This window comes from Sporomusa acidovorans (genome assembly GCF_900101845.1).
Lineage (GTDB): Bacteria > Bacillota > Negativicutes > Sporomusales > Sporomusaceae > Sporomusa > Sporomusa acidovorans.
This window is the reverse complement of record NZ_FNAM01000024.1, coordinates 20,813-34,898: the sequence shown is the minus strand read 5'-3', so window position 1 is coordinate 34,898 and position 14,086 is coordinate 20,813. Positions and strand designations below refer to the sequence as shown.

Genomic DNA, 14,086 nt, shown 5'->3' with positions numbered 1-14,086 from the left:
AAAAGAACGCTCATTACAAAGCGTTCTTTTACTTACTACGTACTCAACGTGTTTGGGTTTTACAGGGAGGGTATTCCTCAATAATCGGTCCGTCTTTCGATATACTCTTAAACAAATAGAATTTAGCCCTTCCTGCTTCAGCCAAAACGTCAAATTTGTTACGCAAAATACGTAGCAGTCGGTCATCACAAGTGGATATTATTATTTGGGGGCGGGTACTATCATCTGAAGAAATGAGCCAAGTACGTAGCAAATCGGCAAAAGCATAAAGGTTCAAATCATCAAAATGCAAAACCGGGTCATCAAGAAGTATAGATTGAAGGCCAGACCACGTTTGGGTACTTGCAACACACAGGAAGATACTTAAGGCGATAATACTGATTTGAGAGTCTGATAAGTAGTCTGATGGCAATAGATACGCATTGTCAAAGCCAATGCGAATTGGTATTGAATCAGTACTAGTTCGTATATCCATATTTCCGAAACCATAAACAGGTCTTAACCGTCGTTGAATCGTAGTTGCTATTGGCCCAAGTGCTTTACAATATTTATCTAGATTTCCCTGCTGAACATCTTTCAATGAGTGGTGAATGCTATTCAGAAGTGATAAACGGCGTTTGTTCTCCTTGAGTTCTCTCTCTAGGTCCTGCTTCTTCTGATAATTATTTCGACTTTTGTCACGGAGTCTTGTAACCGTTGCAGTTCTTTGTTTTGCATCAGCTATGACCTCTGCTGTTAATATCTTTTGCCGTACATCTTCTAGTTGAACACTAAGCTGTTTTATCTCATTGATTTTTGCCTGTATAGCTGACAACGAAACATCGATAGGAAACTTATACATTTGAATACTATGATGTATACTATTAAGCTTAGATTCTGCTTCAGTTTTGATGTTCTGAAGGTTAGCACTTTTTTTGGCAGCCGAACTTAATTCTCGTTCATTGTTTTGCAACTGGTTAGTAATATTTTCAATGTCCTTCTCAATGCTTATTTTACCTTGGCGCTCAGCCTCAATTTTTTGGCTTGAAATCAAAAGCAATTGTTCGGCATCCTGAACCAAAAGTTCTTGTCTTAGTCCTTTTTCTGTTATCTGTTGACTAATAAGCCTAGCCGTTTGACTACTATCTTCTATTTCATTCTGCAGCAATCGTAAGTCTCTTTCATAGGCGGTACGTGTTTCAGCAAGTTTTTGAATATCACTTTCTATGGCTCTTTTCTCTTGTTGGACAACAAGTAATTGGTTTTCTAATGCAGCTTTGTTTTCTTCTAGGTCCGCAATTTGGAAACTAACAGTATTATTCGCCACATCATCAATAGAGATTTCCGCATTGGTAAACTGAGCTTCAAAATTGACAACACTTAATTGAAGTTCAGTAGCCCTATATTCCGCTGAATTTAAGTCTTCAACCATTTCTTGATAATTGGAATTCAGTTGTCGAATGGCATTATCTTGACTATTTAATTCATGTTTAACTTCTTCCGCCTCACTAGTTAACCTTATGAGCTCTGCTGATTCTTTGGAATAACGTTGATCGACGATAGCTATCAATGCTGCCTGCGAATCGTGGACGTGCCCACATAAGGGGCACTCTGAATCGCGGATAAATGACCTTAACTGATGAATAAGTGACCGCATCGAATCCAAGTTGCTTCTTTCAGACTCTAACCTGAACTCAAGTTCTCGGTATTTTTTCTCCAGTTCATTGTAATTAGCTTGCTTTTCATCAAGTATCTTTTTCTCTTGTATTAGCTTTTGCTTGATAGACCCTATTAACTCTAGTTGTTTATTTCGTTCTCTTTTGGTCGCTTCGTAATCAGGAACTTTTAGCAATATATCCTGTAATAGATTTAACCGCTCCCCAATGCTTTCTTTTTTGGATGCAAGCTTCTCATACTTTAACTCTACTTGTTCGGTTTCGCTCTCCTTGCGAGCTAGAGAGATTTTTATCGAGTCATCTTTTGTTTGAAGCTTTCTAATCTGGTTCCCTAATTCCTCAACTTTCCTGGTAGCCTCATTAAGTATGGGTCTATTAGATATATACCACTTGTAATCCTCGATTTCAGAATAAATTTTTCTTAAATTGTTTTGACGCTGATTATTAGCTGCATGGTAGCCATCAAGTGTTTTATTATATTGTTCTCCGCATAATTTTAACCGGTCGAGCTCCTTTTGATGACCTTGTAATTCGGCTTCAGCCGATTGTTTCTGTCCAAGTAAGAGCTGCCTTTGACTAATATAGCTAATTAGTTTCTCATAACCATTAAGCTGCTCGACTATCTCGGCCTTTTTGGCCTCGGTAGCCAATCGTAGAGACTCAAGTTTTTGGGGCATGTTCTTATTTTGTATTTGTAGTGAATCAGCATCTATCCTAAGTCGTACAGCTTGGCTCCGAATATTTTGAAGTTCGTATTCCTGGTCTGGCGTTATTTTCCCTAAATCTGTATGTTGCAAAAGCGGCTTTAACTCGACTTGGACTGCTTCCTCGTCCAAGTCTATTTTTACACTTTCATTTTGGACATTCTCTATTTCTCGTTGAATGGTTTCAACTGCTCGTGTTACGCGGCTAATCCCTTGAACATAATCTTCAAGAGATAGCATACGTCCAACCAAATCAATCGGCAAGGTTGACGAATCCCGTATTGCTCCAGTTAATACAGCTTGATGTGAACAAGCTAAATGGCTGGCCCGGAACAAATGAATTAGTCGGTCTACGTTATCTTTTAAGTTTGTTTGTGTTAACTTATAAATAACGTCTTTTCTATCAGATCGTTGATTGTTTAGGACTACTTGATTATAGTCCCTAATAACTTCGAACTCTTCGTGGGATTCTTCTCCAAATGTCTTTGCCTGCAATTTTACTTTTAAATTATCAGGGTAATTAAGATTTTTTAGGGGTTGCTGCTTCCTGCCTAATCGAGAAACATATCCTGTACATGTGAAATCTATCGCGTCAAAAAAGGATGTTTTGCCGAGTCCGTTTGGTCCACCAATGACAATTAAATCTGCATCTAAGTCAAAGAATTGTGCTTTTCCATACGCTCTGAATCCTTCTATACTCAAACTTTTGAACCTTGTAATATTACTAGGCAATACACCTTTAACACTTACAGGTGTTGAAACTATCGAAGACTGATCTACCTTATCTGGCAAATTAGTAATAATTTTTTCTATACTCGTCTGGGTTAAGATTGCGTTGGTACATTCATAACCCACGCCAGCTTGTAAGAGCATCTTTCTTGCAGACTGCGGTAATAATCCTTGTAGTTTCGCATCTCGTAAAGATGCAATAGGCAATCTCATTATATGTTCATGAATTTCTTCTACCGCCGGCAATACAAACTTTCTGCAATGGAGCTCATTCCTTTCGATTCGTACTAAATATTGCATTAGTTCTTCAAGAAAATTAGGGTTATAAAGGAACGCCAATGACGGTTCAACATTATCCTTAGAGTGATACAAATCGCTGGAGATAGATTTAAGAAACCTTGTCTCTGTATTTTTCCATTTCTGTGCATCTTCTACCGATGACAAGGGCGAAAAACCTACTATATCAATAAAAGGCAGTTCGCTCCATTTTTTCTTAAATACTATTAGCTCATCATCAGAATAGATGCAGTCTATCCCAGGAGCTATTACATTTATCTCTTGGAAAAGAATCGGCTTTATTTCGCTAAACAACATTACGCTCCCTCCAGTAATTCCATAAGTTTGGACTTGAAGGAATTTTTGTTCTCGGAGACTGAAAATGCTCGGACTAAATCACCTAGCGGAATATACTTTATTCTGGCAGGTTCCGTGATATCGCCGGCTTCCGGCAACCCAGAGAGTGGTCCTCGGTAGGGTACATCAGCGTTATGAGTATGACCAATTATTAAAACCTGTCCAGTCCTACCAGTCTTGATTTTTCCTGCATGGATGGCCTCTATTATGTCATCAGCTAATTCCTTATGCGATTTATACTGGTGCCCCTCTGCGACAATGAAAACATTATGTAACTCATCTGTAAAAAAGCTACCATGTAGTGGTTCCTGAAGATTAACGTCATCCCAAGCCAAAGAGACTAAACTCTGTCCTGTAATAAGGCTATGAATTGCAGGCCCCTCATAGTCCTCGCGCCATTCATCACAGTCTTCTGAATGGCCGTCCCAGAGACATAGCAACTTCATCTTGGAGCGAATAGCTTCATCTGGATAAGCTCGATTCGATTCAATTGCTCTTGTAAGATATACATCGTAATCTGCCTTTAATGCTTCTCCACTGCCGAAAGACTTTAGTCGCCGCTCTTGTCGGTCAAGTAAATCTCCGTACACTTTAACATAAGGACCCACGGCCTCGAACGCGCCTGGCCATCTTCTACAGCATTTGGCAGTCATTGCCGGGTCGAGAGACATTAACTTAGCCTCTTTAAATGGAACCCTAGCATCCCCTGGCGTTCCTGTTGTCCCGTTGGGTGGAACAAAAAGGACTCCGTGGATAACGGGACCGTCCTCCCGAAATCTCTGCTCGCCGCATCCTATTAAGCCTTGTCTTGGTTTTGAGGAGACAACAGGCCGAGGAGTACATCTTCCGTACTGTCCATTGCAATAAATTACGGCGCTGTGTCCATGCGTATTAGAACCGGCGGGCGAAGCTGTATTAACCATGATAATGCAAGCTTTATCGCCGTAAACCCGTTGCCATTCGCCACTAGTCAGTCTATTACTAGCTTTGCCTAAAAAGTCCAAATGATTGGGTTTCGGATTGTGCTGGATTACTGGTATAAGCCACTGTGGATAGACTATTCCTTCTCGCTTTTGAATATCCAGAAATTCTTCCCACAACCCATCTACTTGTGTACTGCAGCCTTCTTTACCAATCCAATCAAAACATATGGGCACGATGATACATATAGGATTAGACGTCTTCGGAGGTGAAGTCACGAAAAATAGCACTTGCTTCGTCTGGCACATAGAAGTGGACTCTTCTTCAAACGCTAGTAAATGTTTTGGTTGTAGGTAATAGTTTATTTGGGGTCCTGCTTTTTCGAGAATAATAGCCGTATTGACCCAGTCGCAACCGGATACGTCGGCAGTTATTTGGGAGACGGCATTAGGAGGCAAAGAAGACTTACTGAGTAATGTCGAAAAATCTGCCCGTGATAAACCATCCATGCCCCCAATAAGAAGTTGGTTGTTTATTGGCGATGATGAGATGCTTCTATGTAATAACTCAAAGCCTTCTAAGCCTGGAATACTATACTCAGGAATCAAAATTATATCCGTCGTCCGGCTTAAGATTCTGGATTCTTTTGGTCCCTGGCTTATTTCCATAAGCCGACTGAGGTGCTGCAACTGGACGGCCTTGGCTTCTGGCTTCCACTGGTAACCAGCTGCGCTTCGAAAAAGCATTCCATCGACTAATGGCTGCATCACAAGCATAGTCAACCATGTTTGTGAGCTAAATGGAACAGCTAATTTAACATGACTTACTTTCATCACGATGGCTATTCTCCTAACTGAATAGAATTTTCTATCAGTTAGGATTTTCTACCAATCCCAATCGTTTCCTGCTAATATCACCGCAGAAATCGCAATATTCTCTAATCAAATTACAAAAAGCGGGTTTTCGGTTATACTAGAGACTCGCTTTTTAAGAGAATTGGTTCATACTTGTTCGACCAAGTTATGCAAAGGAGCACAACAAGTTTGGTGCTCCTTTGATAATTGGGGACGTTCCGTGCGCCAGGCAGGGGAGCGCATCGGCCACGGCGGCCAAACCCGCGCCGTCACGTCCCGTGCAAACGGGCCTGCCAGCAGCAAGGAAGCGGCGAACTACGCGGTTGGGAAAAATAAAAAGACCGCCCTCATCCGGTGAAGGCGGCACGTTGCCTGCTGAAAACTAACGACAAAACTTTTCCTGTGACTCTGGCAAAATATGCTATAATTAGCGTAACAGATTGTCGAGGAGCGGTTAGCCACACCCTTTTTAGAAAGGGGGGTGGTATGATGACAATGTTTGAGGCAATGTATCTCATGATTGCATTTGCAACACTCGTTGTTTTGATCATAAAAAAGGAATAACCGCCCTCTTGCTAAGGTTTGCGGTTATTCCTTAATAACTAAGAATCTGGGCTAACCGTTTCCGGTTAGGCAGTCTGTGGGGGCTGGCGTGCTTGCAACACGTCAGTCCTTTTCTTATATTATACCTATTGTAAAAGCAAGTGGGGACGGTTCTTAAAGCAAGTGGGGACGGTTCTTGATTTGCCGAGGGACACCGGGACAGGTAAGGCCATATGACAATAAAAAACCAAAGAACCACGGATGGCTTGTAAGAAAATAAGACGGCTTGCCATGAGCAACCACAAAACCCCTGTGGCCGCACATCGTAAGGCTGGCCAGTTGCGATAGTAAGCTAGGCAGGGGAGCGCACTGGCCAGGGCGGCAAAACCCGCGCCGTCACGTCCCGTGAAAACGGGCTTGCCAGCAGCAAGGAAGCGGCGAACTGCGCGGCGGAGAAAATAAAAAATGCCGCTTCATTTATGAAGACGGCGCTTGTGTAAAGAATTGTCAAACAGAAATATTTTTTTCGATTTGGCAAAATATGCTATAATATTCGTATAGACTGAGACTTGTCAGGGGGACGGAGTTATTGACAAGAAGAGCCACGGGGACGGTGAAATGTCTTAAATGAAGACGCAACCACCGTCCCCGTGGCTTTCCATGTCATCGTCATAATGATCCCGTCTTCCTTATTTCCTTTGCATTTTGGATGATTTTTTGATCGCCTCTAGCAGCTCTTGGGGAGGCGCTTACCCACTGACAGATGGAATAGGGAGTCATTCATAACCAGCTAGGGCCCAAACGTCGAGTATGAACTGCGGTCAGGGAGATTTTTATGAACTGCCCATTTTGTGTTTTTTTAGGAGGAGGTTCATTATGGACATTTGCCATATACGGAAATGAATAATTCTTATAAAATGTCGCAAATAATATACAAATTTTGAGACTTATAGAAAAATATTGTGTGATGTGTTAATCTATATTCGATGGAGTTTTAAAAAATATATATTGTGAGAGTAATAAGTTTGGAGGAAGAATATGTCATTATTGATAGATGATAATGAATATTTAAAAACTATTGAGGGTATAAAACAAGATATTAAAGCCGCGCAATATAAAGCAGTCTTAAGTGTTAATAGTACGCTTATCTTGTTGTATTATCATATTGGGCAGGTTATCAATGAGTATAAGGCATGGGGAAATAAATTTATCGACAATTTATCACGGGACATAAAACTGGAATTTCCGGCGGCGAAAGGCTATTCTGTTCGCAATTTAAAATATATGGCAAAGCTTGCCACTGTATTTCCAGATGTTGTAATTGTGCAAGAGGTACTTGCACAATTACCGTGGTATCAAAATATTGCTCTTTTGGACAAAATAAAAGATCGAGACATTCATATATGGTATGCGAGAAAAGCCATTGAAAATGGCTGGTCGCGTAATGTTTTGGTGCATCAAATCGAGAGTAAGCTTTATGAGCGGCAGGTGCTTGTTGATAAGGTTTCGAATTTCGATCATCGTCTACCGGCTCTGCAGAGCGAGCTGGCACAGCAGACAATGAAAGATCCATATATATTTGACTTCATAACTTTTAAGGAAGATATGATTGAAAGGGATATTGAGGAAGCTCTGGTGAAAAATGTTGCCAGGCTGCTTTTGGAACTTGGAAAAGGCTTTGCATTTTTAGGAAACCAATATCATCTTAATGTTGGTGGAGATGATTTTTACATAGACCTGCTTTTTTACAATCTGAATCTTCGTTGTTATGTTGTAATTGAATTGAAGACAGGAGCATTTAAGCCAGAATATGCTGGACAATTAAATTTTTATCTGTCAGCAGTTGATGGCATGCTTAAAAAAGACGTGGATAACCCTTCCATTGGGCTCTTACTTTGTAAGAGCAAAAATGATTTGGTTGCCGAATATTCGCTAAAGGATATGAGCAAACCCATTGGCGTGAGTGAGTATAGAGTTACGAGTGATCTTCCGGATGAACTAAAAGAACAATTGCCGTCTGTAGAAGATATCCAGAGCCGAATGAAATAATGTTCTGTTTGGCTGTAGCTGAAAGGCAAGAGGAATTAAGGGAGGATTTTATTCCTTGTACGGATTATCTTCAAGAAGCCTTGTATTCAAGAAAAATGAACTGGGTGTCCATTATGGACACCCAGTTCATTGTCTGCTCCCTGTGTCAGGGGGACGGGGTTGCTGACACAAAAAATTAAAAAAAGTAGGACAGGGGACGGTGGATATGTTTTGTAAGACGGCTTACTATAAGCAATCCTTGTGCCCGTACATCGTAAGCTTGTTTTGGTTACTATAGTCTGTCAGGCAGGGGAGCGTACTGGCCACGGCGGGGGAAACTAAAAAGCCGCCTCATTCAATAAAAGGCGGCGCGGTGACCTTGATTAAAGCTAAGATTTTCCTATTCACTCTGGAAGAATATGCTATAACCCGACTTTTACAGTTTAAAAATGGATACATACAGGAGTCGCTGAACGAGGTACGTGAAAAAATTGTATTAAATTCACCAGCGGCAGCCACACGGACCGACAAGTAAGTTTGTGTATTACAAGTTATCGGTATTAATAAAATTATTGAGGTTTCAATGTAAATGACTCCCGCTGAGTGTTAAGGCTAAAACGAAGGATTATATTTTGTTCTAATATGCAGGATAAAGTCAAATAGACAAAGAAAATAACCATAACTTGCTTTAAAAGTAGTCTTCTTTGTTCCCCAATGGACCAATCTAAACGGATTGTGAAGTGCGACAACATAGTTTTCTAAAGGGAGGAATTTAGATGGATGATCAACTTAGATATAGGTTAATTACGGGAAAAGATGATGCAAGTTTCTGCCAAAGAATTTCTAAACTACTTGATGAGGATTCAGCCGCCTGCATGAACACACCGGGTACGGTGGGGGATAACTGGAGCTGGCGGTTAGAGCGAGAGTTGTCACCTGAGGCAGCGAAACGGCTTAGAGAGTGGTCAAGGTTTGGCGACAGGGATTAGACCATATATTGGAATACTAAAAATTGATAAAGTCAACTATTATGAGGATTTTTCCAGCAAAGAAGCAGCTGAACAATGTGTTTCACCCAAATATCGGGATATCAAACACTATACATTTATCATTGCCTATCAGGAGGATAAATGGGTAGTCACTAAAGCAGAGTTGCAATATAGCGGCGATCTGAAAACAAACAGTATTTATGATGTATTGAAGATTGAGCCTAAAGTGGGCTATCTGCAGTAGGTATTCTTAGCGAGGAAATGGAAGGGAAGATGTCTATGAAAAAAGTCTTACTGTTAACCTTAGTTCTAGTATTGGTATTCTCCAACCTAGCCTTTGCTGCGCCAAGTGAGGCTGAAGTCGTAGATTCATTTAAGGAGTATGTTAGGACGGAGGTTAATAAGGCTCTTGCTACCTATGAAGCAAAGAATCAGCAGATTTTTGAACTTAATAAAAGAAAGCCGCCTGTCTGGAAGAGAATCCACTATACACTCAGTCCTGATTACACCATTGATATTCGCAAAAATGATTCCTTGGTTAACCCGTATATTGGGAAACTGGAAATTGCCAAAATCAGCTATTATGAAGAATTTGCCACTCAGGAAGAAGCCGAAAAATGCACCTCCCCCAAGCATGAGGACACCGACCGCTATATATTTATCCTGGCTTATCAGGATGAGAAATGGGTAGTTACCAATGTGGTGTTAAAATATAGTGGCGAAGTGAAGTTGATGGGAATATATGATAAATTGAAGAATAAATACTGGTAGTGCGGGGGAAATATCATGGATACTGAATTCGAATTAATGAAAGCGTTACGCACAGGTCATACTGTAGAGTTTTTCAAAAACAGTAAATGGGATGAATATATCAAAGAACAGCCTTTAGGTGAAATCTATCTTCCTACAGGTAAGATTGTGGCAAATGACCCGCTTATGCTTTTTGAAACTCAGCCTTTTGCCAGAGCAGTAGCGGCAGGCCGCTATCCGGTGATATTGTACATTCACCATATTGATACCGACAAAAGAGTGGCTTTTGCAGAAATCCGTTTCACCAAGGAACTGCCAGCGCATTTTGAGCTTGCGCTTATTGCGGGGCAAGCGGCAGAAGCGTTGGGTGATGATGAATTTTTTGGCTATGGTGTTGACAGTGGGACAGGCGGCTTTATGGACGAGTGTGCTTGTAAGGCTCTTCAAAAGCTAGCGGATGGATTTGAGGATGGAATGTGGCCTGATTTGGAAAAGGCTTTGGATGACAGTTATGTATATACCTATTCTACTGCGAATGTAGTGCTTCCTGATTCTGCTTGCAATATAGCAGCCTTTTCCAGCGGTTTCGGCGATGGGTCTTATCCAACCTTTTGGGGAATGGATGCTAAGGGGGATGTGTGCTGTCTGATTACTGATTTTTTAACTGTTGATACTGGTGGGGAGGATGACGAAGGGGAAGATACACATGAGTAATCGGAACCTTTTCCCTGTAGTAAAAAAGGTAACAACTGCATGTGAAAAAAGCAACTAGAAAGATATCTATTGTCATAGTGACGGTTCTTGAAGGGTTCAATCGGAAAGCGCGCAAAAAGGCTAACCTCACAGCAGAATCTGCAAGGTTAGCCTCTAAGTTATCTACGCGCAAAATTTTTGATTGCCTAGAAGAAGGAAATCGCGGGCTGCCCAGCTATGGAATTTCAATAGGTCATTTTCTACTTATAACTCCAAATGTTAGTAGCTTTTTAATTAAACTATACCACAAAAAGAGCATACTGCCAATTTTTTTATACGAATATTTTCTAGAAAAGGAACAAGCCAAAGCCATCGCGAGAGCGATTTACGTTCTTCTTGACTTGCCTATTGATGGCGTAAAAAAACGCGCGAGCAGGTTCCTTGTTTCATGGCAGATTTAATACTTTTGAAATGTGCCTGTCCTTAAGTTTACCCTTGCTGGTCTACATTTTCAGAACCGTATCATTAGCATGGTGAAAAATAGAGCTTCTGCCAAATTTTTAGGAATTTGGCAGAAACTTTGTGCATTTAAGAATAAATATAGTAATGGATAATTCAAATTCTAAGGAATGTGGTGAGTCAGAGAACCGTCACCTGACTCATATGGCAGGATGTTTTAAATGAAAAAGGAGGCATGGGATACGTTTGTATGGATGGGGAGTCTCATTGCGATGGCTAATTTTTTGTCAAAGTTGGGCTTTATCCCATGGCTGGCAGACTTTAAATTACAGGAGTTTCATGGTTGCCACCCTACTTGCTTTATTAGTAGTATTATCTTTAGCATTTTTATCGAGCTTATGTGGTTCGTTGACACATTATGCCGTGGGTCCAGCCCCAATTTTCTTTGGTGCCGTAAGCAAGTACAGGACGGTTCTTGATTTGCCTATTGATGGTATAAAAAAACGCGCGAGCAGATTCCCTGTTTCATGGCAGATTTAATACTTTTGAAATGTGCCTGTCCTTAAGTTTTCCCTTGCTAGTCTGGAACTGTATCATTAGTATGGTGAAACATAGAGCTTCTGCCAAATCTTTAGGAATTTGGCAGAAGCTTTGTGCATCTTTAAGAATCAATGTAGTAATGGATGATTTAAATTTTAAGGAATGTGGTGAGTCGGAGAACCGTTACCTGACTTAGTAATTGACAGAACTTAACGAGGACAAAGTCCATGTCCCCTGAACCTGTTCAATGTTGTCGGAGTCGTTAATAAGGATGTAGTATTCTTTCATGCTCTTTTTGAAAATTAACAAAAGACTTATAGCCCTTGAAAGGATACATCAGGCTGAACCTTCTTAGTCATACTGGTAATGAGGATATTTTCTAGCTCGTGCGATTTTGCCATAGCCGTCGTTGCCGTTTTATTCACATAGCCAGTCAGGAATTTAGCGCTTTGGCGGGATCGTTGTTATATATTTTTAAAGCCGCCGCATCAATATTTTTTTGCTCCTGCAATTCCTGTTGTTCAAATTTTTGCCATTCGGGAATAACGATTTTTGCATATTCGGTGAAATTGGTATTGGCTAAAGTTTGCATGGTGCGGAATGTCCAGTATGCCGACTTGTCATCCTTAACGTCAATCCCCAGCCGGTAACTTTCCGGCGTATCGGAAATTCCTGCATAAAAAGGAACATAAACACTGAGCGCCGTATGCCCCAGAGCAATCCACTGCACGCCGCCGATTTGGTCTGGAAGCCAGTTCCTCAGCTGAATAACATGCGATTCTACTGTACGGGTAACGGAAATAGGCCGGAACCCCTTACCCTGCAGCGGCTTATATCCCGGGACATAGGGATCGTATTCCGTTCCGTCGTAGTGTGACCGCAATACGGACATTACGTCCTGCAAGCCGAGTTTTTTGTCTGTTTTCATAAATACAGGGAATGTATTGCCGCCCGGTTCTTGGTGAACTGACGGAGTCAGCATTTTCTGCCCCCACCATACTCTGGGATAATTGTATACACGATCATGGTCGTTATCTGTTCCATAGGCCCTGGCAAAATTGAACGCACCGTCTGTTTGCGGATTATACAAGCCTTTTGCTATGGCAAAACTGATCAAATCCTTTGACCCCATATAATTTTTCTTATCACTTAAGTCAACGCTGGTGATTCTTAACTGGTTGGCGACAATCATATAGCTATCGTCAGGAACCCTGACAGCGGCCCAATGATGTGCCGAGCCGGCTTCAAAGTACCATATTTCATTCGAGTCCGCGATAGATACACCAAATGCTTCCCCGGCTCCTTTCGCCTCCACTATTTTGGCGAGTGCTTCCACCCCTTCCTGCGCCGTTTTAACTACCGGCAAAATTACAGACGGTATGGAGGCTTCCGTCAAGCCGTGCTCTTCATCGAACGGATCGGCAGCCTTAGCCCTTTGGTTGGAAGAGGCGCTTTGCGTCGCACTCACGCCGACCTGAAACTCATTGATCCCGGCTTCTTCCATCGGCCCCTCCTTGAAGTTCGCATCAGGAGTGGCGGTATATTTGTAGCACAATTTGGGAAGCAAATAGGTAAATTGATTTGCCCCTGCTTTAAATACTGTTTCCGTTTTACGCTCCGTACGCGGATGGACGATAAAATGTTTTGCACAATAAGTTTTATAATCTTCGTTGCGGGAAATCAGGACTGACCCGTCTGCAGTAGCATTTTTACCGACAAGTATGGATGTACAGGCAAACGAAATACCGGGAAACGCGCCAAAAATCATTGCTAACGCTACTACCCCAGACAAAAAAATCTTAAAACCATGCTTATTCATCTCTGTCATTTCTCCCCAGTGAATTAAAATTTACGTAAAGCCAACTGTTAGATCATTACTTGCGATACAAATAAATAGAAAAATCAGAAAGTAGATATGAAACTCATCCTAATTATTATGTAGGTTTACGTTTTTTGGCAGATACTTTATAATAAAATTGTTTATATATGCGCGCCGGAAGGTTAAACCTTCTTCAGGGCGCATGAAATAGGGCAGCATATTTTGCTTGGCCGCGGAAATGCTGCTTGCCATTTTTACAACACATTAAAAGTCTGTGTGTGTTTTCCATACTTATTGAATTATGTTGCTAATAGCTTCACCTCACTTTTGTCTCCCATAAACTGGGGCTTTTGTTAGCATTGTCGAATTATCTATCACCTTCAATAAGATTGAGATTCGGGCTATATGGTGGTAAAAATACTAATTCCAACTCATATTCATGTTCGTTAAGGAATGGTACAAGTAGTTTAGAATGATGAATTTTAGCATTATCCAGTACCATTACAATTCGTTGGCCCGGATATTTTAAAAGTACCTTTTTTAGAAATTCCAGAAATACTTGTACATCATAACGCTCTTCTTCCACGCAAAATATCTCGCCGGATTCGTAGTCCAATGTTCCAACTAATTTAACCCCCTGATGTTTACCCTACGTAGGAATAACCTTCTGTTGTCCTTTTAAAAACCAGGTACGGCCTATAGCTGGTAATCACGAATCATTGCCTCATCTTCAAAAAGAATCCGGTCAACGTCATCATTTAACAAGCGA

The 14,086-nt window shown here is 41.1% G+C and carries 11 protein-coding genes and 1 pseudogene; 8 read left to right on the top strand and 4 right to left on the bottom strand.

The window, feature by feature from the left end; genetic code table 11:
- Positions 1-43: 43 nt before the first annotated feature.
- Entirely contained in the window at positions 44-3,682 is a 3,639-nt protein-coding gene (locus BLR65_RS16430; protein ID WP_093795271.1) for an AAA family ATPase, read from the bottom strand.
- Positions 3,682-5,478, bottom strand: a complete 1,797-nt coding sequence (locus BLR65_RS16425) for a hypothetical protein (protein WP_093795270.1) — start codon at positions 5,476-5,478, stop codon at positions 3,682-3,684. The genes BLR65_RS16430 and BLR65_RS16425 overlap by 1 nt, the downstream gene beginning before the upstream one ends.
- Before the next feature lie 372 nt (positions 5,479-5,850).
- Between BLR65_RS16425 and BLR65_RS29880 the strand changes: the two genes are divergently transcribed.
- From BLR65_RS29880 to BLR65_RS16385, 8 genes are all read left to right on the top strand, one after another.
- Positions 5,851-6,060 (top strand): hypothetical protein, encoded by a 210-nt coding sequence (locus BLR65_RS29880; protein ID WP_176772756.1) that lies wholly within the window; start codon positions 5,851-5,853, stop codon positions 6,058-6,060.
- Between the two features lie 1,017 nt (positions 6,061-7,077).
- Complete coding sequence (locus tag BLR65_RS16420) at positions 7,078-8,088, top strand: PDDEXK nuclease domain-containing protein (RefSeq protein ID WP_211285280.1); 1,011 nt, start codon at positions 7,078-7,080, stop codon at positions 8,086-8,088.
- A gap of 755 nt (positions 8,089-8,843) precedes the next feature.
- Positions 8,844-9,056 (top strand): DUF1737 domain-containing protein, encoded by a 213-nt coding sequence (locus tag BLR65_RS16410; protein WP_093795268.1) that lies wholly within the window; start codon positions 8,844-8,846, stop codon positions 9,054-9,056.
- Positions 9,040-9,300, top strand: a complete 261-nt coding sequence (locus BLR65_RS16405) for a hypothetical protein (protein WP_176772757.1) — start codon at positions 9,040-9,042, stop codon at positions 9,298-9,300. Before BLR65_RS16410 ends, BLR65_RS16405 begins: the two co-directional genes overlap by 17 nt.
- A 35-nt stretch (positions 9,301-9,335) precedes the next feature.
- Positions 9,336-9,827, top strand: coding sequence for a hypothetical protein (locus BLR65_RS16400; protein ID WP_245692846.1), 492 nt, complete (start codon positions 9,336-9,338; stop codon positions 9,825-9,827).
- A 15-nt stretch (positions 9,828-9,842) separates the two neighbouring features.
- On the top strand, positions 9,843-10,520 hold the full coding sequence (locus BLR65_RS16395; RefSeq protein WP_093795266.1) for a DUF4241 domain-containing protein: 678 nt from the start codon (positions 9,843-9,845) through the stop codon (positions 10,518-10,520).
- 41 nt (positions 10,521-10,561) lie between these two features.
- Complete coding sequence (locus BLR65_RS16390; RefSeq protein WP_093795265.1) at positions 10,562-10,960, top strand: hypothetical protein; 399 nt, start codon at positions 10,562-10,564, stop codon at positions 10,958-10,960.
- 219 nt (positions 10,961-11,179) lie between these two features.
- The gene (locus BLR65_RS16385; RefSeq protein WP_245692845.1) at positions 11,180-11,437 is read left to right on the top strand and encodes an anion permease; all 258 of its coding nucleotides are present in this window, start codon (positions 11,180-11,182) and stop codon (positions 11,435-11,437) included.
- Positions 11,438-11,931: 494 nt separating this feature from the next.
- Here BLR65_RS16385 and BLR65_RS16380 read toward each other — a convergent pair whose 3' ends face one another.
- Together BLR65_RS16380 and BLR65_RS16375 are read right to left on the bottom strand one after the other, a co-directional pair.
- The gene (locus tag BLR65_RS16380) at positions 11,932-13,317 is read right to left on the bottom strand and encodes a C69 family dipeptidase (protein WP_169717061.1); all 1,386 of its coding nucleotides are present in this window, start codon (positions 13,315-13,317) and stop codon (positions 11,932-11,934) included.
- Between the two features lie 367 nt (positions 13,318-13,684).
- Positions 13,685-13,951: pseudogene (locus BLR65_RS16375) on the bottom strand (IS630 family transposase); the annotation flags it as partial.
- Positions 13,952-14,086: the final 135 nt, after the last annotated feature.

Bases quoted from the DNA above. Each gene is read 5' to 3' on its own strand.
- BLR65_RS16430 (WP_093795271.1), bottom strand. From the start codon at position 3,682: ATGTTGTTTAGCGAAATAAAGCCGATTCTTTTCCAAGAGATAAATGTA.
- BLR65_RS16420 (WP_211285280.1), top strand. From the start codon at position 7,078: ATGTCATTATTGATAGATGATAATGAATATTTAAAAACTATTGAGGGT.
- BLR65_RS16410 (WP_093795268.1), top strand. From the start codon at position 8,844: ATGGATGATCAACTTAGATATAGGTTAATTACGGGAAAAGATGATGCA.
- BLR65_RS16400 (WP_245692846.1), top strand. From the start codon at position 9,336: ATGAAAAAAGTCTTACTGTTAACCTTAGTTCTAGTATTGGTATTCTCC.
- BLR65_RS16395 (WP_093795266.1), top strand. From the start codon at position 9,843: ATGGATACTGAATTCGAATTAATGAAAGCGTTACGCACAGGTCATACT.
- BLR65_RS16385 (WP_245692845.1), top strand. From the start codon at position 11,180: ATGAAAAAGGAGGCATGGGATACGTTTGTATGGATGGGGAGTCTCATT.
- BLR65_RS16380 (WP_169717061.1), bottom strand. From the start codon at position 13,317: ATGAATAAGCATGGTTTTAAGATTTTTTTGTCTGGGGTAGTAGCGTTA.